Origin of the sequence: Mesorhizobium sp. CO1-1-8 (genome assembly GCF_020164875.1) — a bacterium.
GTDB lineage: Bacteria > Pseudomonadota > Alphaproteobacteria > Rhizobiales > Rhizobiaceae > Mesorhizobium.
The window spans coordinates 22,288-43,891 of the sequence record NZ_JAIUGZ010000006.1 but is presented as its reverse complement, the minus strand read 5'-3'; the positions used below and the strand labels follow the sequence as shown (position 1 = coordinate 43,891).

The following is a 21,604-nucleotide window of genomic DNA, read 5'->3' as shown; positions in this document are numbered from 1 at the left end:
GGCGCTAGGCGCTACCCAGCCGGGCAATGGCCAGACCCAAGTTGCTGGCTTGGTGATTGATTCGCCATCGGGGCAGGTTGATTGTGTCGGGAAACCGCGATTGCCGTAACGGCCGGAGCGAATCCGAAGGTAAGACGATGCTACGTTCATCAGGGTTTGGCGCCTGTCCGATGAGGCCCGTCCAGCCACACTCCGGGTTGCGTCGTTCCTGTTAAATTAGCTACAGCGAATATAAATGAAAGGTGATATTTTGGAAGCAGCCGGGGCTCCCCCAATACACCCCGCTCCGGTCAGGCCCGGTGGCGGTCTACCCAAAGGAAGGCTACCGGGCCGATCCCTGCAACCAACCGGTGACCTGCTCGTTGATCCCATGCCGGGTTGATCCCCCGGCACTCCAGGACCTGCCCGCTGCCGAGGGGCGGCGGGCCTTTTTACCGATTGGATTCAAGCCTGCAGCGATAGCGAAGGCCCCGGCGGACACCGGGACCTTCGCGCTGTTGGTCTCGTCAGAAGTGGATCCAGAAGGATCTGCGGAAACATCTGCGGCGCCAGGAGCCGTGGCGCCAGTAGCGACGGCAAACCCGCCTCCAGCCGCGTCGACGACGGCGGCGGTGCCACCTGCGGTGCCGCACGAACTCGACGCCGTCCTGGACGTCGGGACCATCCGGGTCGAGAATGTCGTCGGACGGTTTGTCGAGCTCATCGAGAATGCCGGGCCCCGTATTCGGGATGCCGGCCAAGGCGGTGGCAGGACGCGCGATTGCGACGACGGTCGCAGCCCCTGCCAGCCCAAGCATTCCAGTCAGAAACAATCGCCGATCCATGCCAATCTCCATCGTTGATCATTGCGACAAGGGAAGACATAGAGCGGCAGATTGACGCGCCCAGATGCCGAAGAAAATTGGGTCTATCGTTCTGCCGTGCCGGCGGCGGGCCTTTTTAGCGGTCTCTGACAATCCCGCGGCCAAATGCGCCTGCTCCCGGGGATCATTCCTCCGGCAAGCCGGTCGCCGTTGCGGCCGTTTCAATGCTCACCGGCACGCCCTGGCGCAAGGAGTTGCTGACCGTGGAAAGCGCCGCGGCCCTTGTGATGATCTCCGCCGGGTCGGAGCCGTCCAGCGTCGTGCATGAAACCGTCATGGTTGACGAGGTCGCGAGCAAAGGCTGGCCTTCGAGGTTCAGCGTCACGGTCACGGCGATCTTGTTGAGCGTTACGCCCATTTCCTCGGCGACGTAGCGAAGGTCGTTGCAGAAGCAGCCGCCGATCGCCAGGGCGAGCAGCTGGCCGCCATTGAAGCCCAGGCCCATGCCGCCGGCCTTGCCTTCGGGCCGGTCGACGATGATCGCGTGGCCGCCGGCCCAGCCCATGGCCGCCTGCGTGTCCTCCACATTGCGCAGTTCCACGGTCATCGAGACCATTGCGGATGTCCTCCCGGCAGGAGTCGACCAGGCGGCGGGCCTCGTCGACGTGCGGTCATTATGCAGGCGCAGAGGCGCCCTTGTCGCTGGGCAACGCCGCGCCCGCCATGTCATCAAGGATCGGACAATCCGGCCTTTCGTCGCCGTGGCAGGCATGGATCAGCTTCTGCAGCGTCGAGCGCATCGACTGCAACTCACGCACTTTCTCCTCGATCGCCGTGACATGGGCGGCGGCGATTTCGCGCACGTTGTGGCTGGCGCGGCCGCGATCCTGGTAGAGCGCCATCAACTGGCGGCAATCGTCGATGGAGAAGCCGAGATTGCGCGCACGGCGCAGGAAGGCCAGCCGATGAATATCGTCTCCGGAATAATCGCGGTAGCCGTTCGCGGCGCGCGCCGGGGCGATCAGGCCGATCTCTTCATAATAGCGGATGGTCTTGGCCGGCAGGCCGGAGCGGTGGGCGGCGTCACCGACATTCATGACGGTTCTCCTCGATTTCCAGGAAGCCATGGAGCAGGCCCCTTGAATTTGCTTCACAATCCTGTGAGTCCTGTTGCCAAAATGCCATAGTGATAAGCTTACCGGTACGTCAAGGCAGGCATATAGGCATCGCGCGCTTGGCAAGCAAAGCAAATGCCAGCATGAATGATGATGAGAGAGCGGCCGACTCGTGCCGCCGAAGTTGGCGGGCACTGGATCACCTGATGCGCATGAAGTCGTTTGCAATCATCGCCGCACTGGCGCTCTCCACTGCTATCGCCGGTTGCAGCACCATCGGCTCGCAGATATTCTCCAACGACTACGGCGCGGTCACCGACGCCGGTTATCAGCTGCCGCGCATCCCGATCGAGAAGGTGCCGATGAAGTACCATCGGCAGGAAGTGAACTATGACAGCCCGGAAAAGCCGGGCACGATCATCGTCGATACGCAGAACAAGTTTCTCTACTTCATCGAGGGCGACGGAAGGGCCATTCGCTACGGCATCGGCGTCGGTCGCGAGGGCTTCGAGTGGCATGGCACCGCCCACATTGCGCTCAAGCGCGAATGGCCGACCTGGACGCCGCCGAGGCAGATGATCCAGCGCCAGCCGGAATTGGAAAAGTTTGCCGGCGGCATGGAGCCGGGCCTGAAGAACCCGCTCGGCGCGCGCGCCATGTACTTGTTCAACAAGGGCGGTGATTCAGGCTATCGCCTGCATGGCAGCCCGGAATGGAATTCGATCGGCAAGGCGATGTCGTCGGGCTGCATCCGCCTGATGAATCAGGACATTATCGACCTCTATGACCGCGCCTCGGTCGGCGCCAAGGTCATCGTTCTCTAGAGGCAGTTTTCGTACGCGGACCGTCTAGGCAACAACGGACGTCCCAAGCAGAAAACCGGGCAATTCGGCCCGGTTTTTTGTTGTTTGCCTCTAATGCTGAGAAGGAGGTCTCTACGAGACCTGCTCGACCTGCTGCACTTCCGGCACGAAATGGCGCAGAAGGTTCTGGATGCCGTGCTTCAGCGTCGCCGTCGAGGACGGGCAGCCGGCGCAGGCGCCCTTCATGTGCAGGAACACCGTGCCATTCTCGAAACCGCGGAAGGTGATGTCGCCGCCATCCTGGGCGACCGCCGGGCGCACCCGTGTATCGAGCAGTTCCTTGATGGTGATGACCAGCTCCTCGTCGGCCTTGTCGTAGAACTCACCGGTCTGGCTGGTCTCGGCGGCCGGGCCAGCCTTGGCCATGACGGGCGCGCCGGACATGAAATGCTCCATGATGGCGCCAAGGATCGCCGGCTTCAAATGCTGCCAGTCGGGGCCATCCTTGGTCACGGTGATGAAGTCATAGCCGAAGAAAACGCCGGTGACGCCAGGAATTTCGAACAGCCGGCCGGCCAGCGGCGAGGCGACGGCGGCGCTGTCGGCATCGCGGAAATCGGCGGTGCCTTCCAGAAGCACTTCCTTGCCGGGCAGGAATTTCAGCGTCGCCGGGTTTGGCGTCGATTCTGTCTGGATGAACATGGCCGTCTCCGTGCCCGTTTGGGCATCTAGTTTGGAACAATTCTAAATAGGCTCAATTGGCTGGACATTCAAGCGAAACGCATCGCCGGAACGGCTGGCTGGCGGAATGTTTTTGCGCGCCCAAAATCGGACCGGCATCACCTGAAGAACAGACTCTCAGGCGAGGCTGTCGATCTCCTCGTCCGACAGGTTCTGCGGCACGACAGTCACCGGGATCGGGAAGGCGGCACCCTTGCCCGCCACGGCGCCGACCAGCGGCCCCGGGCCTTCCTTGCCCGCACCGGCGGCCAGCACCAGGATGGCGATGTCCTGGTCTTCCTCAATCAATTTGTGGATCTCTTCCGTCGGCTTGCCTTCGCGCACCACCATCTCGGGCTCGATGCCGAGCTTCTGGCGCACCTTGTTGGCATAAGTATCGAGTGCCGCGCGCGCCGTGGCGGTGGCTTCCTCGCGCATGATCTTCTCGACACCCAGCCAATGCTGGAAATCGTCCGGCACGATGACATAGAGCAGCACCAGCGTGCCGCTGGTGCTCTGCGCCCGTTTCGAGGCATAGGCGACGGCACGCTCGCATTCCGGCGTGTCGTCGATGATCGTCAGGAATTTCCTGCGATGGCCGGCTTCGCGGCTGAGGCGTTTGGAGACCATGTCTATCTACTCGGTGTCTGCGGCCGCAATCTGCCACTGCGGCGGACCGGCGGCAAGCCGCCGGCCTTGTGCCAGTGCACCCGGTGTCGCGATCAGCCCTGCAGCAGGCCGATAATGTCGCGCACCGTCTTCATCGTCGCTTCGGCCAGCACGCCGGCGCGCTCGCCACCGTCCTTGAGCACCGCGTCGACATAGGCGCGGTCATCCGAAATGCGGCGCATCTCGCTGGCGATCGGCGCCAGTTTTTCCACTGCAAGATCGGCCAAGGCCGGCTTGAACACGGAAAACTGCTGGCCGGCGAATTCCTTGAGAACATCCGCCTTCGATATCTCGGCGAGACCCGCATAGATGCCGACCAGGTTCTCCGCCTCGGGCCGGCCGGCCAGGCCGTCCAGCTCGCTCGGCAACGCTTCCGGGTCGGTCTTGGCCTTGCGGATCTTCTTCGAGATGTCATCGGCATCGTCGGTCAGGTTGATGCGCGACAGATCCGACGGATCCGATTTGGACATTTTCTTGGAGCCGTCGCGCAGCGACATGATGCGCGCCGCCGGCCCGCCGATGACCGGCTCGGTCAGCGGGAAATAGCCGTTCACGGTCTCTTCGCCGACCTGCATCTCGACACCAACGCCAAGGGCCGCGATGCGGTCGGAGAAGTCATTGTTGAATTTCTGCGCGATGTCGCGGGTGAGCTCCAGATGCTGCTTCTGGTCCTCACCCACCGGCACGTGGGTGGCACGATAGAGCAGGATGTCGGCCGCCATCAGGGACGGATAGGCAAGCAGGCCGAGCGAGGCGTTCTCGCGATCCTTGCCGGCCTTGTCCTTGAACTGCGTCATGCGGTTCATCCAGCCGATGCGCGCCACGCAATTGAAGATCCAGGCGAGCTCCGCATGCTGCATGACCCGCGACTGGTTGAAGACGATGTGCTTCTTCGGGTCGATGCCCGAGGCCAGGAACGCCGCGGTGATCGACCGCGTCTGGTCGGCCAGGTCTTCATAAACGAGTTGGGCTGTCAGCGAATGCAGGTCGACGACGCAATAGATGCAGTCGGAAGTGTCCTGCAGGGCGACGAATTTCTTGATGGCGCCGAGATAGTTGCCGAGATGCAGATTGCCGGTCGGCTGGACGCCGGAAAAGACGAGTGGCTTGAAGGCGGTCATGGTTTCCTCATGGCTTGTGGAGGGCCGTTTCGCGCGCGGCGAAAGTCTTTCGACGGCGCGCTTATGGACGAGAGCGGGGAGAGGATCAAGAGGCTCTTGGGACCATCGAGTAGCTAGGAATGTTGACATACCGATGTAGGCAGCTACATATTACTTTCTACATTCCTCATGTAGCGAGGCCATGATGACGATCAACATCAACAACAAGGAGGCGGACAGCCTGACGCGCGCTTTCGCCAAGGTAGAAGGCGTCGGCATCACCGAGGCGATCGTGATCGCCATGCGTGAGGCCCTTGAGCGCCGGCGCAACCGCGAGACGCCGCTGGAGACGGCGGCTCGATTGCGGGCTGAGTTCGGCATTGAGCTGAGCGAGCAGGCCCGCAATCCGCTGCCGCGCTCGGTTTACGACGAATTGTCCGGCGAGGACTGATGTTTGTCGACGCCGCCGCTATCGTCGCGATACTGAGCCACGAAGCTGAAGCCCAACGCTGCGCGCAGGCAGTCATGGAAGCATCTGCTCCGTTCACGTCGGCGATCGCCGTTTGGGAAGCCGCAATGGCGCTTTCACGATCGGAAAAGCTGGCCATACCGGTCGACCTAAGCCTGAAGATAGTCAGTCGTTTTCTCGAAGAGCGGGCAATTGCCTTGCGGGAGCTTCCGCCAGCTTCTGACGCGTCATCTCTGTCCGTCGAGGCCGCGTCGCGGTTTCGCAACAATGCGATCCGCCTGAACATGGCCGACTGTTTTCATTATGCTTGCGCGCGCTATTACGCCGTTCCGATGCTTTCGACGGCGGACGAATTCCGGCTCACGGATCTGCAGACTATTCCGTAGTCGGCGGCGATCCCTTCCGTCCGACATTGCGCCGGATCATGCCAAAGTCGGCGCCGCCGGTGGCAAACGCGGTGATGAAATAGAGCAGCGCCCCACCGGCGACGAGCGCCAGAAGCGTCGTCGCCTTGACCACCAGGGGCGAACCGGGGCCGAGCCTGATGGCGAACCAGTGCTCGGCAAAATAAAGCGCCGCCCCCATCACCACCGCCGACAGCACCAGCCGTGGAATGCGCTTCATCAGCGGCACGTCGCGGCCCCAGTGGCCGCGCCGGATCAAGACGCCGAGCAGCATCACCGCGTTGACCCAGCCGGCGACGGCCGAGGCCACCGCGATGCCGGGCGCGCCCATGCGTGGAAACAGCGTCAGCGCCGTGGTGACGTTCACCGCCACCGAGATGGCGGCAAAGATCATCGGCGTGCGCGTGTCCTCGCGGGCGAAATAGCCCGGCGTGAACGCCTTGATCAGCACGAAGGCCGGCAGGCCGAGGCCGAAGATCGCCAGGATCGCCGCCACCGTCGGCGTCGAGCCGTTGGCGGCGAACGCCCCGCGCTCATAGACCAGCCGCACGATCGGCTCCGACATTACCCAGAGTGCGGCGGCTGCCGGCAGCGTCAGGAACAGCGTGAATTCGACCGAGCGGTTCTGCAGATTGGCCGCCTCGATCAGATTGCCCGACTTCAGCGCCCGCGACAGTTCGGGCAGCAGCACGATGGCGACCGCAACACCGACCACGCCGAGCGGCAACTGGTAGATACGGTCGGCATAGGCGAGCGAGGAGACCGCGCTGTTCTGCGCCGAGGCGATTGCCGTGCCGATCAACTGGTTGATCTGGGTGATGCCGCCGGTGATGGCCGCCGGCAGCGCCAGGATCAGCAGCCGCTTGACGGCGGGCGTCATCTTCGGACGGCGGAAGCCGATCGAGATGCCGGCATGGCGCACTGCCACCCAGACGATCGCCAGTTGAACCAGTCCGGCGGCAAGCACGCCCCACGACAGCCCGTAGCCGACTGTGAGGGCGTCCGAGCCCTTGTACCAGGCATAGGCGAGCACGCCGATCAGGATGATGTTGAGGAACACCGGGGCCACCGCGGCGGCGAAATAGCGGCGCAGCGAATTCAGCATGCCCGCCATCATGGCACCCAGCGACATGCAGATCAGATAGGGGAACATGATCGTCGCCAGCGTCACCGTGGTGTCGAACTTCCCCGGCGTGCCGGCAAAACCCGGCGCCACCAGATAGCGCACGATCAGCGGCATCGACAGTTCCATGATGATGGTCAGCGCCAGCAGCGCCGTGAACAGAACGCCGAACACTTCCTCGGAAAAGCGCTTGGCGCCCTCGGTGCCGTGGGTCTCGATCTCCTTGGCGAACAGCGGCACGAAGGCGGCGTTGAAGGCGCCTTCGGCAAACAGCCGGCGAAAGGTGTTGGGAAACTGGAAGGCGGCGTTGAAGGCATCGGCGACCGGTCCGGTACCGAGTGCAGCAGCCATCAGCATCTCCCGGCCGAAACCGAGCGCGCGGCTCATCAGCGTGCCGGAAGCGACCGTTGCGAATTTCTTGACGAGGCTCATGCTTTTGGGAACTGCCTGCGGAATTGGGACAAAGTGATGGTCGTTGTCACTCGGCCGCCGCCCTGGACTTGCCGCCGCGTTCGGGCACGATGCCTTCGAGCGTTGCCATCAGCCGATTGCGGATGGTGGCGATGCGGGCCGGGCTATCTATCTTCTGGCCAGTGAGATCAGTGACATAGAAAGTGTCGATGACCTTCTCGCCGAAGGTGGTGATGTGGGCCGATGCGATGTCGAGCGACAGGTCGGAAAGCGTTCCGGTGATCTCTGACAGCAGCCCCGGCCGGTCGAGGCCCTCGACCTCGATGACCGAAAAACGATTCGACAGCGTGTTGCGGATTTCGGCGCGCGGCGGGATCTTGAACACCTTGGAGCCGCGCCGCGGCTTGGTGCGCTTCTCGATCATTTCCGGCAGCCAGCTCTTGCCCGACAGCACGTCCTCGATCAACCGGCCGACACGCTCGGCACGCCGGCGCTCGTCCTCGTCGCGGTCGAATTCTCTGCTGATCAGGATCGTGTCGAGTGCGCGGCCATCCGACGTCGTGAAGATTTGCGCATCGACGATGTTGCCGCCGGCTCCGGCGCAAGCCCCGGCGATGACCGAGAGCAGGCGGGGGTGGTCCTGGGCCAGCACTGTGATTTCGGTCACCGCCTCGAACTGGTGGGTCTTGACCATGGTGGCAAGCTTGTTGCCTGACGCGTCAGCCTCACGAATGAACTCGGCATGGCGCAGCTGGTCTGCGAGATCGACGGTCAAAAGGTAATTCTCGTAGTGCTGGCCGACATAGCGCTTGCGGGCCTTGTCCGGCCAGTCGGCGAGCGCCTCGGCCAGACGCTCGCGCGCCGCCGCCGTGCGCTGGGCGCGCGACACCTCCGAAAACCCGCCGGTCAAAAGCAGTTCGGTCTCGTAATAGAGCGTGCGCAGCAGCTGTCCCTTCCAGCCGTTCCAGACACCGGGTCCGACGCCCCTGATGTCGCAGACCGTGAGGATTAAAAGCAGCTTCAGCCGCTCGACCGACTGCACGATCGCGGCGAAATCCTCAATGGTCTTGCGGTCGTTGAGGTCGCGGGTCTGCGCCGTCATCGACATCACGAGATGATGCTCGACCAGCCAGGCAACGGTTTCGGTATCGGCCGGCGACAGCCCCATATGCGGGCAGATGCGACGCGCGATCCTGGCGCCGGCCTCGGAATGATCCTCCGGCCTGCCCTTGGCGATATCGTGCAGCAGTACGGCGACATAGAGCGCCTCGCGGCTCTTCTTCAGGCCCGGCATCAGCGTGTGCGACAGGGGGTGGACCTTTTCGCCGTCGCCGCGCTCGATCTCGGCCAGCACGCCGATGCAGCGGATCAGGTGCTCGTCCACCGTGTAGTGATGGTACATCGAGAACTGCATCATGGCGACGATCTTGCCGAAATCCGGGATCAGTCTGCCGAGCAGCCCGGCTTCGTTCATGCGCCGCAGATTGAGTTCGGCATTGCGGTCCGATGTCAGGATGTCGAGGAACAGCCGGTTGGCCTCCTCGTCGCGCCGCAGCGACTTGTTCACCAGGCCGAGCGAGCGGGTCAGCAGCTTCAGCGCATCGGGGTGGAATTCCAGGCCATGCTTATCGGCGAACCAGAACAGCCTGAGCAGATTGACCGGATCGCGCTCGAACACCTGGTCGTCGGCGATGTTGATGCGGTGGTTGTCGACAATGAAGTCGGAAGTGCCGGCCAGCTTGCGTTTGCGCCGCGAGAAAGTCAGGAAGATACGGTTGAAGCCCGGCACGTGCTTGGCCTGCTCCTCCTCGAGCGCTGCACAGAAGATGCGGGTCAGGTCGCCGACGTCCTTGGCAACGAGGAAGTAGTGCTTCATGAAGCGCTCGACCGCCGACAGGCCGGGGTGTGTGGTGTAGCCGAGCCGTTCGGCGATCTCGCGCTGGATGTCGAAATGCAGCCGCTCCTCGGCCTTGCCGGTGAGGAAATGCATGTGGCAACGTACCGCCCACAGGAAATCCTCGGCCTTCTGGAACTCGCGGTACTCGCCCTCGGTGAAGACGCCCTTGTCGACCAGTTCCTCGCCGGTGCGCACCCGGTAGAAATATTTGCCGATCCAGAACAGCGTCTGCAGGTCGCGCAGGCCGCCCTTGCCATCCTTGACGTTGGGCTCGACCAGATAGCGGCTTTCGCCGGCCTTGGCATGGCGGTCATCGCGTTCGGCAAGCTTGGCCTGGACATATTCGGGGCCGGTCGTGCGCACCACCTCATGGTCGAACCGCAGCATCAGCTCGTCATAGAGCTTTTCCTCGCCCCACAGGAAACGTGCTTCGAGGATCGAGGTGCGGATGGTGACATCGGTGCGCGACAGGCGCAGGCATTCGTCGATATTGCGTGTGGCGTGGCCGACCTTCAGCCCCAGATCCCACAGCATGTAGAGCATGTATTCGACTGTCTGTTCGCCCCACGGCGTCTGCTTGTAAGGCAGCAGGAACAACAGGTCGATGTCGGATCCGGGCGCCAGCGTGCCGCGGCCGTAGCCGCCCACGGCGACGACGGCCATGCGCTCCGCGGACGACGGGTTCTTGACCCGGTAGACATGGGTGACGGCGAAATCGTAAAGCGCCCGGATGATCTCGTCCATGAGATGCGACAGCCGCGCCGCGCAGGCGCTGCCGCCGCCATCGTCCCTCAGCATGCGTTCGGCAATGGCGCGCCCTTCCGCCAGTCGTCCCTTGAGCAGCTGGAGCACGCCATTGCGCGCAACCTGCCCTGAGCCGTCGCCCGCCGTGGCCGCGGTCAGCGCGGTCATCTCGCGGCGCAAGGCTTCGCCGTCGATCAATTCGTCGAGCTTCAGGGAGATTCTTGCCATATATCCAGTCGGCCTCGCCGTTTCGGCGGCGTCTATAGCGCGTTTTAGCGGCGCTGGGTATGGGGCGCTGAAAGCCTGTTCAAGACCCGGCTGAGCTTTGGCTCGGATAAGTAAATGGAATGACCATTCTCCGCTTCAGCCGACAGAAATCGACAATGCGCTTGCTTGTTCGCCGAGCCTCGGCTTTGACCTTCGCTATGGCCGTCTTTCTGCGGTTCCCGGCAACGGCGGGTGCGGCGCACTGGATATCCCGCTTTTCCCTGAGCAGACTTGGCAATTGGAGCGCCCTGTCGCCAAGGAACTGATCTTGCGCGCAGAGCGCAGGAACAATCTGATAGATCGTCTCGCCTCGCAAAACCGAAAACTCCGGGTTGAAGACAAGGTCGTCGACAGCGATGCCGATCTCTTCGGTGGCCTTGATCAGGTCGAGCGCGGTTTGCCTGGAGATGATGTAGCCGGCAGTTCCTATATGTCCGGCGTCGAGTTTGGATGTGGAAAAGCCGTGACCGATGACAATGCGCTTGCGTCGGATCACGGTCTTACAAAAGTAGCTTTCGAGCTTGACGACTTCGGCATCGGCTGGAATCCAGTCGCTGTCGCGAAGCAATGCGCCGGCTTTTGCGGCAAAGACGATGTCGTCCTCGAAGATTGCCCCATAGCGAGCATCGCCTTGCGCGATGACAGCCCAGCAGGCCCGGTGACTGAGCAGGCAGGCGATCTCGCCATCGGTCAATGGCAGCCTGTTCCGATATCCGACATTTTGCGGCATCAGGCCCAGGTCCGGCCGATCCCGAGCGTCTATGGCCTGAACGCGTTCGAATGGGACGCCGATGCGGGCAAATTCCGCCGTCACATGGGCAAGGCGATCGGGAGACCGATCGAGATTGATGACCAGACGCTTCATTGCCAAAGAAAATCTCAACCCTGGGTGCTCGCTCTCTAGCAGGGGTGGTGTTGCCGCGCGAGACTTTTTCTGGGGAGGATGGGCGCGCCGTGGAGCGGAAAAGAAAAGTCGAAGCAGCCCTTGACCTTCCAGTTACTGGAAGCCCTATCTCCACTTCACACACTGATCCATCAAGGTATTTTCGAATGACGCATTCCGATCACGATCATCACGCGCATGGTAGCTGCTGCTCGACAAAAGGCGCCGTGCCTGCCGCGAAGATCGCCGTCCGCGACCCGGTCTGCGGCATGATCGTCGACCCGGTCGACGGCAAGCCGACCGCCGAGCATGATGGCCATCTCTATCATTTCTGCAGCCAAGGCTGCCGCACGAAATTCGTCTCCGAGCCGGAAAAATTCCTGACGGCCACCGATCCGGTTTGCGGCATGAGCGTCGATCGCGCGACAGCCAGGCACTTTGCCCGCCACGAGGGCCAGGGCTTCTATTTCTGCTCGGCCGCCTGCCAGGCGAAATTCGAGGCCGAGCCGCAAAGATATCTCGGCGACAGGCCGGCGCCCCAAGCGATGCCCAAGGGCACGCAATACACCTGTCCGATGCACCCGGAGATCATCCGCGACAAACCTGGGTCCTGCCCAAAATGCGGCATGGCGTTGGAGCCGATGGGCGTACCGACGGGCGAGGAAGGGCCAAATCCCGAGCTGGTCGATTTCACCAGACGGTTATGGGTGAGCGCTGTCCTGTCGGTCCCCCTTCTGATCATCGCCATGGCACCCATGATCGGCCTGACGTTTGAAGGCCTGCTTGAGGACCGGACAAAGGTCTGGATCGAACTGGTCCTGGCAAGTCCGGTGGTGCTTTGGGCCGCCTTCCCCTTCTTCCACCGCGGCTGGGATTCGCTCGTCAACCGCAGCCCTAACATGTGGACGCTGATCTCGCTCGGCGTTGGCGCTGCCTATCTCTACAGCGTCGTCGCCACGCTGTTTCCGGACATTTTCCCGCATCAGTTCCGTGGCCATGGCGGTGCCGTGCCGGTCTATTTCGAGGCTGCCGCCGTCATCGTCGCGCTGGTCTTCCTTGGCCAGGTGCTGGAGTTGCGCGCCCGTGAAAAGACCGGTTCGGCGATCCGCGCCTTGCTCGATCTCGCGCCGAAGACCGCGCGGCTGATCGCCGCCGACGGCTCCGAAAGCGATGTGCCGCTCGATGCGGTCAAGGCCGGCGATCGCCTGCGCATCCGCCCCGGCGACGCCGTGCCGGTCGATGGCACGGTGCTGGAAGGCCGTTCCTCGATCGACGAATCGATGATCACGGGCGAGCCGTTGCCGGTCGAGAAGGCCGGGGGCGATGCGCTGACCGGCGGCACCCTCAATAAGAACGGTTCGCTGATCATGCGCGCTGAGAAGGTCGGCGCCGAGACGACGTTGGCGCGCATTGTCGAGCTCGTCGCCAAGGCGCAGCGCTCGCGCGCTCCGATTCAAGGGTTGGCCGATCGCGTTTCCTTCTATTTTGTCCCGGCCGTCGTCCTTGTCGCGATTGCCGCTTTCATCGCCTGGGCGATCTTCGGACCCGAGCCCAGCCTGATCTTTGCCATCGTCTCGGCGGTGTCGGTGCTGATCATCGCTTGCCCGTGCGCGCTCGGCCTCGCCACGCCGATGTCGATCATGACCGCCACCGGGCGCGGGGCGCATGCCGGCGTGCTGATCAAGGAGGCGGCCGCGCTCGAACGCTTCGCCTCGGTCGACACGCTGATCGTCGACAAGACGGGTACGCTGACCGAAGGCCGGCCGAAACTGACCGATGTCGTTGCGGAAAACGGTTTTTCCGAGGACGAATTGCTGGCGCTTGCCGCCGGTCTGGAGAAGGGCTCGGAGCATCCGCTGGCCGAGGCCATCGTCGACGGCGCCGGCACGCGCGGTGTGACCGTTGCCGAGGCCAGCGGCTTCGAGGCGGTCACCGGCAAGGGCGTATCCGGCACGGTGTCAGGAAAGAAGGTCGCGCTCGGCAATGCCACGATGATGGCGGACCTGGGCGTCGACATCGCATCCATCTCGGCTAAGGCCGAGGCGTTGCGACCCGAAGGCAAGACGGCGATGTTCGTCGCTGTCGACAAGAAACTGGCCGGCATCGTCGCCGTCGCCGACCCTATCAAGGCAACGACGGCCGAGGCGATCAAGGCGCTGCATGACAGCGGCTTGAGGATCATCATGGCGACCGGCGACAATGAACGCACAGCCAACGCGATCGCCAGAAGCCTTGGCATCGATGAGGTTCGCGCCGGCCTGCTGCCGGAACAGAAGGCGGCCCTCGTGGAGGAACTGCGCGCCAAAGGCGCGGGCGTCGCCATGGCCGGCGACGGCGTCAACGACGCGCCCGCGCTTTCCGTGGCCGATGTCGGCATCGCCATGGGCACAGGCGCCGATGTCGCTGTCGAAAGCGCCGGCATCACTCTGGTCAAAGGCGACCTCAATGGCATCGTGCGGGCGCGCACGCTGGCCCAGGCGACGATCCGCAACATCCGCCAGAACCTGTTCTTTGCCTTCCTCTACAATGTGCTTGGTGTGCCTGTCGCCGCAGGCGTGCTCTATCCGCTCACCGGCACGCTTCTGTCGCCGATGCTGGCAGCGGCGGCGATGAGCCTGTCCTCGGTGTCGGTGATCGCAAACGCATTGCGGCTGCGAACATTGAAACTCTGATCGAAGCCCCCAAATACGAAATCACTCAACAGGAGACCATGAATGACTTTGGCCAAAAAACTCGTGCTGCTGCTGATGGCGGCCGGAATGCTGGTTGCCGTCTTCCTCGAAAGCGTTCCGGCGCAGAGCGAAGAGATGAAACACGATATGGGCGCCACGGCGACGGACGCGACCAGCCCCTCGACCGAAGGCTACAAGGCGGCGATGGACAAGATGCATGCCGACATGATGGCATCTGAATACACCGGCAATGCCGACGTCGATTTCGTCCGCGGCATGATCCCGCACCATCAGGGTGCGATCGACATGGCCAAGGTCGAGCTTGCCAACGGCAAGGATCCGGAAATCCGCAAGCTGGCCGAAGGCGTCATCGCCGCGCAGGAAGCCGAAATCAAGCAGATGCAGGCCTGGCTCGCCGCCCATCCGGTGAAGTAAGCTTTCGGCAATCGCCAAGGCGGCGAGAACGCCTCTGGATTTCTCGTCCAGCCTGTGATGCGATCGGCCCAAATGGAGCCCGCCATGCCGTCGACCATCAGAACCACCAAACTGCCCTCAGGCGAAGCCGTTCAGGTGCTTGGCCAGGGCACATGGAAGATGGGCGAAGATATCAGTCATCGTGCCGATGAGGTGAATGCCCTCAAGCTCGGCCTCGACCTTGGCGTCACGCTGATCGACACCGCCGAAATGTATGCCGGCGGTGGCGCCGAAGAGGTGGTGGCTGAGGCCATTGCCGGGCGCCGCGACGAGACCTTCCTGGTCTCGAAAGTTCTACCATCGAACGCTTCGCGCGCGGGCGTGCAGCGCGCCTGCGAAAACAGCCTGAAACGCCTGCGCACCGACCGTATCGACCTCTATCTGCTGCATTGGCCCGGCAGCGTGCCACTGACGGAAACGGTCGCGGCCTTCGAGGCCTTGAAAAAGGCCGGCAAGATCCGCCACTGGGGTGTCAGCAATTTCGACACCGACGAGATGGAAGAACTGGTCGGCTTGCCTGCCGGCGGCAATGTCCAGACCAATCAGGTGCTCTACAATCTGGTCCGGCGTGGCCTCGAATTCGATCTGGCGCCCTGGAGCCGGCAGCGCGGCATTCCCTTGATGGCCTATTCGCCGGTCGAGCAGGGCACGTTGGCGCGCAATACCAGGCTCGACACCGTTGCCGCCCGCCACAATGCGACCCCGGCACAGATCGCCCTGGCCTGGGTGATGCACCAGGAGGGTGTCATCGCCATCCCGAAAGCCAGCAGCCAGGAGCACGTCCGCCAGAATGTCGCGGCGCTCGACATCAAGCTTACGTCGCAGGACATCGCCGATCTCGACCGCGCCTTCCCGCCGCCGACACGCAAGCGCGGCTGGAGATGATCTGACTACGTCCCCGCCAGCCCCTTCAGCCGGTAGAGCGCCTCCAGCGCCTCGCGCGGCGTCATCTCGTCGGGGTTGATCTCGCCGAGTGCCGCGCCCAGCGCGTCGTTCTTCACCGGCTTGGGCGCTTCCCGCTTCACAGCCACCGAAAACAGCGGCAGGTCATCCACCAGGCGGTTGGTCTTGCCGGAAACCTCTCCCTCTTCCAATTGATGCAGCACTTCTTTGGCCCGGTCCACCACCGCCTCCGGCAGGCCGGCCAGCCGCGCCACCTGCACGCCGTAGGAGCGGTCGGCGGCACCCTTGCCGACCTCGTGCAGGAAGACGACGTCGTTTTCCCATTCCTTGACCCGCATGGTGACGTTGGAGAGCCGCGCCAGCTTGCCGGCCAGCGACGTCATTTCGTGAAAATGGGTGGCGAAGATCGCCCGGCAGCGGTTCTTCTCATGCAGATATTCGACCGCCGCCCAGGCGATCGACAGGCCGTCGAAAGTGGCAGTGCCGCGGCCGATCTCGTCGAGGATCACCAGTGCGCGCTCACCGGCCTGGTTGAGGATCGCCGCCGTTTCGACCATCTCGACCATGAAGGTCGAGCGGCCGCGCGCCAGATCGTCCGAGGCGCCGACACGCGAGAACAGCCGGTCGACGACGCCGATATGGGCCGATGTCGCCGGTACGAAGGAGCCGGTCTGGGCCAGGATGGCAATCAGCGCGTTCTGCCGCAGGAATGTCGACTTGCCGCCCATGTTGGGGCCGGTCAGAAGCCAGATCGCACCGTTCCTGGCGCTGCCCTCCGGCGACAGGTCGCAATCATTGGCGACGAATGGGCCTTCGCCCGAACGGCGCAGCGCCTGCTCCACCACCGGATGCCGGCCGCCCGCAATCTCGAAGGCAAGGCTGGAATCCACCACCGGCCGGCACCAGGCTTCGCTTTCCGAAAGTAGCGCGAGCGCCGCCGACACGTCGAGCACGGCCAGCGCGTCGGCGCCGGCACGGATTTTTTCCGCCTCACCGACCGCTTCCGCCATCAGCGCATCGAAGGCCGACAGTTCGATGCTCAGCGCCCGGTCGGCGGCGTTGGCGATCTTGGTCTCGAGTTCGGCAAGTTCGGTCGTGGTGAAGCGCATGGCGTTGGCCATGGTCTGGCGGTGGATGAAGCGCGCCTTGGCGCCATCGCTGCCGGTCATCACCGCATGATGATTGGCGGTCACCTCGATATAGTAGCCGAGCACATTGTTGTGCCGGATCTTCAGCGAGCGAATGCCGGTCTCGTCGATCAGCGAGCGCTCCAGCCCGGCGATCACCTTTCGCGATTCGTCGCGCAGCGCCCGCATCTCGTCGAGATCGGCATGGTAGCCGCCGCGCACGAAGCCGCCGTCACGCTTGAGCAGCGGCAGCTCGTCGCCAAGCGCCTGCGTCAGATGCTGCGAAAGCGTTTGGGGCAGCGCATGGATGGCGGCCAATGCGGCCGCGAGTTCCGAGGGCAGGGCGGTCGCTGCAAAGATTTCGGCGATCGCGCCTGCCGCCTCGAAACCGGCGCGCAGCGCGCCGAGGTCGCGCGGCCCACCCCGGTTGAGCGCCAGCCTGGACAGCGCGCGCGGCATGTCGGCGACGCTCTTCAGGTTCGACCGCACCGCCTGGCAAAGCCGCGTTTCTGAGCGGAAGAACGACACCGAATCCAGCCTGGCGCCGATGGCCGCGGGATCGGTCAGCGGCGCCATCAGCCGGTCGGCGAGCAGCCTTGCGCCGCCGCCCGTCACCGTGCGGTCAATCGCCTTGAACAGCGAGCCTTCGCGGCTACCCGACAGCGTGCGCAGCAGTTCCAGATTGCCGCGCGTCGCCGGATCGATGAACAGGGTCGATCCCTGTTCCTCACGCTCGGGCCGCGACAGCGGCGGACGCTCGGCTTTCTGCGTCTTCTCGACATAGGCGATGGCGCCCGAGATCGCCGACAGTTCGGCGCGCGAAAAGGCGCCAAAACTATCCGGCGTCGCCACATCGAAGAAGCGGGCAATGCGCCCGGTGGCCGAAGCCGAATCGAACAGTGACGGCGGCTGCGGGCTGGCGACCCGGCCGAGCACGTCGAACACCGGCTTCAGCTCCGGATCGTGGAACACCGGTTCGGCAACGATCAATTCGCGCGGATCGACACGGAAGATGTCGGCCAGCAGCCGGTCGGCGGTGGTGTCGGTCACGCGAAAGGCACCGGTCGAGATGTCGATCCAGGCAAGCGCAAAGGAGTGGTCCGCTCCACCCTTCACCCGCCCCAGCGCCATCAGGAAACTCGATTCCGATGGCGCCAGCAATTTGTCCTCGGTGATGGTGCCTGGTGTCACCAGCCGCACCACGTCGCGGCGCACCACCGATTTGCCGCCGCGTTTCTTGGCCTCGGCCGGATCCTCGATCTGTTCGCAGACGGCAACGCGGAAACCCTGGCCGATCAGCTTTTGCAGATAATCGTCGGCGGCATGCACCGGCACGCCGCACATCGGAATGTCGAGCCCTTGATACTTGCCGCGTTTGGTCAGCACGATGCCCAGCGCCCGGCTCGCCTTCTCGGCATCGTCGAAGAACAGCTCGTAGAAATCGCCCATGCGATAAAACAGCAGCGAATCGGGGTTCGCCGCCTTGATCTCGATGAATTGCTCGATCATCGGCGTGGCGCCGGCGTGGGCGGTCGGCACCGGCGTCATCGCCTCGGGGGCGTCTGGCTCGTTCGGGCTATGCACGTTCATACGCGGCACGCTAGCAGATGTGATGGTACGGTTTAATGCCGGCGCTTCGAAAAACAGGGGACGACGGGACGGCAGCTTGTCCGCAATTGCCGATGCGGACGGCGATTCCGGCGCGCTGGCGGTTTACACGCGGCGGCGCGTGGTCTTAATTCGGACCGAAACAAAGCACCCGCTTCAAGGAGGTGCTGCACCGGCGAGGAAATCAAGAAAATCATGGCCAGGAAAACCGAGAACAGCGGTCCGTCCGTCAGCGCGCAGGAAGCGCTCGAATTCCACGCCATGGGCCGCCCCGGCAAGCTAGAGGTCGTCGCCACCAAGCCGATGGCGACGCAACGCGACCTCAGCCTCGCCTATTCGCCTGGCGTCGCGGTTCCTGTCCTGGCCATCGCCGAAGACCCCAGCCGTGCCTTCGACTACACCACGCGCGGCAACATGGTCGCCGTCATTTCCAATGGCACGGCCATCCTCGGTCTCGGCAATCTCGGCGCGCTGGCCTCCAAGCCGGTGATGGAGGGCAAGGCGGTGCTGTTCAAGCGCTTCGCCGATGTCGATTCCATCGACCTCGAGGTCGACACCGAGGACGCCGACGAGTTCATCAATTGTGTGCGTTTCCTCGGGCCCTCTTTCGGCGGTATTAACCTCGAGGACATCAAGGCGCCGGAGTGCTTCATCATCGAGCAGCGCCTGCGCGAATTGATGGACATTCCGGTCTTCCATGACGACCAGCACGGCACCGCCATCATCTCGGCCGCCGGCCTGATCAACGCGCTGGAGATCACCGGCCGCGACATGAAGACCACGAAAATGGTCTGCAACGGCGCCGGTGCGGCCGGCATCGCCTGCATCGAGCTGATGAAGGCGATGGGCTTTGCCCCCGAAAACATCACCTTATGCGACACCAAGGGTGTGGTGTTCCAGGGCCGCACCGAAGGCATGAACCAGTGGAAGTCGGCGCATGCGGTCAAGACCGAGGCGCGCAGCCTCGCCGAGGCGCTCGACGGCGCCGATGTCTTCCTCGGCCTCTCCGCCAAGGGCACGCTGACCACCGCCATGGTGCAGTCGATGGCCAAGAACCCGATCATCTTCGCCATGGCCAATCCCGATCCGGAAATCACGCCCGAGGAAGTGGCCGAGATCCGCACCGACGCCATCATGGCCACCGGGCGTTCGGACTATCCGAACCAGGTCAACAATGTGCTCGGCTTCCCCTATATCTTTCGCGGTGCGCTGGATGTGCGGGCAACCACGATCAATGACGACATGAAGATCGCCGCTGCCCAGGCGCTGGCGGCACTTGCGCGCCAGGACGTGCCAGACGACGTCGCCGCCGCCTATCAGGGCAACCGGCCGAAATTCGGCCCCAATTACATCATCCCGGTGCCGTTCGACCCGCGCCTGATCTCGGCCATCCCGATTGCGGTCGCCAAGGCGGCGATGGATTCCGGCGTCGCCCGCAAGCCGATCCTCGATCTCGATCGTTACGCGCAGGAACTCTCCGCCCGCCGCGACCCGATCGCTTCGACCCTGCAGCGCATCTACGACCGCGTGCGCCGCCAGCCCAAGCGCATCGTCTTCGCCGAGGGCGAGGAGGAGCAGGTCATGCGTGCCGCCGTCTCCTACGTGAACCAGCGGCTCGGCACCGCCATCCTGCTTGGCCGCGACGACGTCATCAAGGAAAACGCCAAGCACGCCGGCATCGACCTCAACAAGCAAGGCATCGAGATCATCAATGCCCGGCTGTCGCGTCGCAACGGCATCTACACCGACTATCTCTACGAGCGTATGCAGCGCAAAGGCTTCCTGTTTCGCGACTGCCAGCGCCTGATCAACAACGACCGCAACCATTTTGCTGCCTGCATGGTGGCGTTGGGCGATGCCGACGGCATCGTCACCGGCGTCACCCGCAACTATTCGACCGCGCTCGACGACATCCGCCGCGTCATCGATGCCAAGCCCGGCCACCGCGTCATTGGCGTCTCGATCGTGCTGGCGCGGGGCAAGACCGTGCTGGTCGCCGACACCGCCGTGCACGACATGCCGAACGCCGAGCAGATCGCCGACATCGCCGAGGAGGCCGCGGGCTTTGCCCGCCGCATGGGTTATGAGCCGAGGCTCGCCATGCTCGCCTATTCCACCTTCGGCCATCCGCAGGGCGAGCGCTCCGAACGCGTCCAGGAAGCCGTGCGCATCCTCGACAAGCGCCGCGTCGACTTCGAATATGACGGCGAAATGGCCGCCGACGTGGCGCTCAATGCGCGGGCCATGGCGCAATATCCGTTCATAAGGCTGACCGGACCGGCCAACGTGCTGATCATGCCGGCATTCCATTCGGCCTCGATCTCGACCAAGATGCTGCAGGAACTCGGCGGCTCCACGGTGATCGGCCCGCTGCTGGTCGGCCTGAACAAGCCGGTTCAGATCGTGTCGCTCAACGCCAAGGACTCAGACATCGTCAACATGGCGGCGATCGCGGCGTATACGGCGGGGACTTGAGATGCGAGCCCGAGCGGTGAGTCCGCGAGGCGCTCAGTCCGGCGCGAACGCACGCGCCGCCTCGACGACCTCACCGACCCGATCCTGCCGGAGCAGGTCGATGGGAACGCGGCCGTCGAGCTGCGCCGAGGGACGCGTCAGCCACAGCCATGCGAGCCTTGGATTGGTGATCAGCGACAGCACGCCGCGAATGCCTGCAACCGGCCGGCCGTCGACGAATTGCGCCAGCGGGAAGACATGTTTGCGACCGCCCTTGCGCAACGCGATGACCTCACCCCGTCTCTGCCAACGGTGCAGGGTCGAGCGGGCGATGCGCAAATGCTCTTCCAGATAGGTCGAGCCGGCGACGCGGCCCGCCCAGTCCTCGATCAGCATCGATTCGAGATCGTCCGACTTTGGCAGCGAAGGAGGCTCGACATCGGCCAACGGGGTCGTCGGCGGATTTGCCACGCCGGCAATACCGGCTTCGCTGCGGCGCGCGGCTTCCGCCGCCAGCGCGCGCACGAATTTCGATGCCAGGCCGGGAAGGTCGGCATGGATGGTGTCGATGGCGCGCTGGTGCTTCGGCGACAGCAAGGTGACGGCCGACGCTATGCTGCCGGCGATTTTGCCGACCGAGACCATGGTGGCCTTGTTGATGGCCTCGTCATAGTGGGCAAGCGCCCGTTCGACGTCCTCCGCGACCATCTCCGCGAAGTCGTCCTGTCTGAGACCGGTTGTCTGAAGTCTGTTCATGCATCTGTCTTCTGGCCGCGCGCTCTCCCCCCAGTTGCGGCCGATTGTTGAATTTCTAGTGCGGAAAACGGAAATCGCGGCGGCAACGAATCCGGCCACCCGACAGCATGCTGTCTAGCATTTCTTGACACCCCAACTGACTAAGGGCGCCCCGAAATGTCAGTCGCGGGACGCCCAGATTGCGTGTAGGTGCGATGTGTGA

Annotated in this window: 18 protein-coding genes; 7 read left to right on the top strand and 11 right to left on the bottom strand. The window is 63.6% G+C overall.

Annotated elements, in window-relative coordinates; translation table 11 throughout:
• Positions 1-506: 506 nt before the first annotated feature.
• The 3 genes from LB558_RS13935 to cueR form a co-directional block, all read right to left on the bottom strand.
• Positions 507-824, bottom strand: a complete 318-nt coding sequence (locus LB558_RS13935; protein ID WP_224698075.1) for a protamine-2 (modular protein) — start codon at positions 822-824, stop codon at positions 507-509.
• 163 nt (positions 825-987) lie between these two features.
• A complete protein-coding gene (locus tag LB558_RS13930; protein ID WP_224698074.1) occupies positions 988-1,419 on the bottom strand; it encodes an OsmC family protein in 432 nt (143 codons plus the stop codon).
• A gap of 58 nt (positions 1,420-1,477) precedes the next feature.
• Positions 1,478-1,900 carry a Cu(I)-responsive transcriptional regulator gene (gene cueR, locus LB558_RS13925; RefSeq protein ID WP_224698073.1) on the bottom strand — a complete coding sequence of 141 codons (423 nt, stop codon included), beginning with the start codon at positions 1,898-1,900 and terminating at the stop codon, positions 1,478-1,480.
• A 224-nt stretch (positions 1,901-2,124) separates the two neighbouring features.
• Here cueR and LB558_RS13920 point away from each other — a divergent pair, with 224 nt between their 5' ends.
• Positions 2,125-2,742, top strand: coding sequence for a L,D-transpeptidase (locus LB558_RS13920; RefSeq protein WP_013528066.1), 618 nt, complete (start codon positions 2,125-2,127; stop codon positions 2,740-2,742).
• A gap of 111 nt (positions 2,743-2,853) precedes the next feature.
• Here LB558_RS13920 and LB558_RS13915 read toward each other — a convergent pair whose 3' ends face one another.
• The 3 genes from LB558_RS13915 to trpS form a co-directional block, all read right to left on the bottom strand.
• Positions 2,854-3,423 (bottom strand): NifU family protein, encoded by a 570-nt coding sequence (locus tag LB558_RS13915; RefSeq protein WP_023811631.1) that lies wholly within the window; start codon positions 3,421-3,423, stop codon positions 2,854-2,856.
• A 156-nt stretch (positions 3,424-3,579) separates the two neighbouring features.
• The gene (locus LB558_RS13910; RefSeq protein ID WP_127256389.1) at positions 3,580-4,071 is read right to left on the bottom strand and encodes a universal stress protein; all 492 of its coding nucleotides are present in this window, start codon (positions 4,069-4,071) and stop codon (positions 3,580-3,582) included.
• Between the two features lie 92 nt (positions 4,072-4,163).
• On the bottom strand, positions 4,164-5,231 hold the full coding sequence (gene trpS, locus LB558_RS13905; protein WP_127256391.1) for a tryptophan--tRNA ligase: 1,068 nt from the start codon (positions 5,229-5,231) through the stop codon (positions 4,164-4,166).
• Positions 5,232-5,415: 184 nt separating this feature from the next.
• On the opposite strand from trpS, the gene LB558_RS13900 reads away from it, so the two are divergent.
• Together LB558_RS13900 and LB558_RS13895 are read left to right on the top strand one after the other, a co-directional pair.
• Positions 5,416-5,661 (top strand): PSK operon transcription factor, encoded by a 246-nt coding sequence (locus tag LB558_RS13900; protein WP_027142906.1) that lies wholly within the window; start codon positions 5,416-5,418, stop codon positions 5,659-5,661.
• Complete coding sequence (locus tag LB558_RS13895) at positions 5,661-6,065, top strand: type II toxin-antitoxin system VapC family toxin (RefSeq protein ID WP_224698072.1); 405 nt, start codon at positions 5,661-5,663, stop codon at positions 6,063-6,065. The genes LB558_RS13900 and LB558_RS13895 overlap by 1 nt, the downstream gene beginning before the upstream one ends.
• Here LB558_RS13895 and murJ read toward each other — a convergent pair.
• The 3 genes from murJ to LB558_RS13880 all read right to left on the bottom strand — a co-directional run bounded on the left by murJ (position 6,055) and on the right by LB558_RS13880 (position 11,390).
• A complete protein-coding gene (gene murJ, locus LB558_RS13890) occupies positions 6,055-7,638 on the bottom strand; it encodes a murein biosynthesis integral membrane protein MurJ (protein WP_224698071.1) in 1,584 nt (527 codons plus the stop codon). The genes LB558_RS13895 and murJ overlap by 11 nt on opposite strands.
• 46 nt (positions 7,639-7,684) lie before the next feature.
• Positions 7,685-10,486: a [protein-PII] uridylyltransferase gene (locus LB558_RS13885; RefSeq protein WP_224698070.1), complete on the bottom strand. Its 2,802-nt coding sequence runs from the start codon at positions 10,484-10,486 to the stop codon at positions 7,685-7,687.
• A 79-nt stretch (positions 10,487-10,565) separates the two neighbouring features.
• Complete coding sequence (locus LB558_RS13880; protein ID WP_224698372.1) at positions 10,566-11,390, bottom strand: glycosyltransferase family 25 protein; 825 nt, start codon at positions 11,388-11,390, stop codon at positions 10,566-10,568.
• 185 nt (positions 11,391-11,575) lie between these two features.
• On the opposite strand from LB558_RS13880, the gene LB558_RS13875 reads away from it, so the two are divergent.
• The 3 genes from LB558_RS13875 to LB558_RS13865 all read left to right on the top strand — a co-directional run bounded on the left by LB558_RS13875 (position 11,576) and on the right by LB558_RS13865 (position 15,439).
• Positions 11,576-14,080, top strand: a complete 2,505-nt coding sequence (locus LB558_RS13875; protein WP_224698069.1) for a heavy metal translocating P-type ATPase — start codon at positions 11,576-11,578, stop codon at positions 14,078-14,080.
• Between the two features lie 42 nt (positions 14,081-14,122).
• Positions 14,123-14,515: a DUF305 domain-containing protein gene (locus tag LB558_RS13870; protein WP_224698068.1), complete on the top strand. Its 393-nt coding sequence runs from the start codon at positions 14,123-14,125 to the stop codon at positions 14,513-14,515.
• Between the two features lie 84 nt (positions 14,516-14,599).
• Positions 14,600-15,439, top strand: coding sequence for an aldo/keto reductase (locus tag LB558_RS13865; protein ID WP_224698067.1), 840 nt, complete (start codon positions 14,600-14,602; stop codon positions 15,437-15,439).
• A gap of 5 nt (positions 15,440-15,444) precedes the next feature.
• Here LB558_RS13865 and mutS read toward each other — a convergent pair whose 3' ends face one another.
• Positions 15,445-18,174 (bottom strand): DNA mismatch repair protein MutS, encoded by a 2,730-nt coding sequence (mutS, locus tag LB558_RS13860; RefSeq protein ID WP_224698066.1) that lies wholly within the window; start codon positions 18,172-18,174, stop codon positions 15,445-15,447.
• Positions 18,175-18,387: 213 nt separating this feature from the next.
• Between mutS and LB558_RS13855 the strand changes: the two genes are divergently transcribed.
• Positions 18,388-20,667, top strand: a complete 2,280-nt coding sequence (locus LB558_RS13855) for an NADP-dependent malic enzyme (RefSeq protein WP_224698065.1) — start codon at positions 18,388-18,390, stop codon at positions 20,665-20,667.
• 33 nt (positions 20,668-20,700) lie between these two features.
• On the opposite strand, the gene LB558_RS13850 is transcribed toward LB558_RS13855, so the two are convergent.
• Positions 20,701-21,402, bottom strand: coding sequence for an antitoxin Xre/MbcA/ParS toxin-binding domain-containing protein (locus LB558_RS13850; protein WP_224698064.1), 702 nt, complete (start codon positions 21,400-21,402; stop codon positions 20,701-20,703).
• Positions 21,403-21,604: the final 202 nt, after the last annotated feature.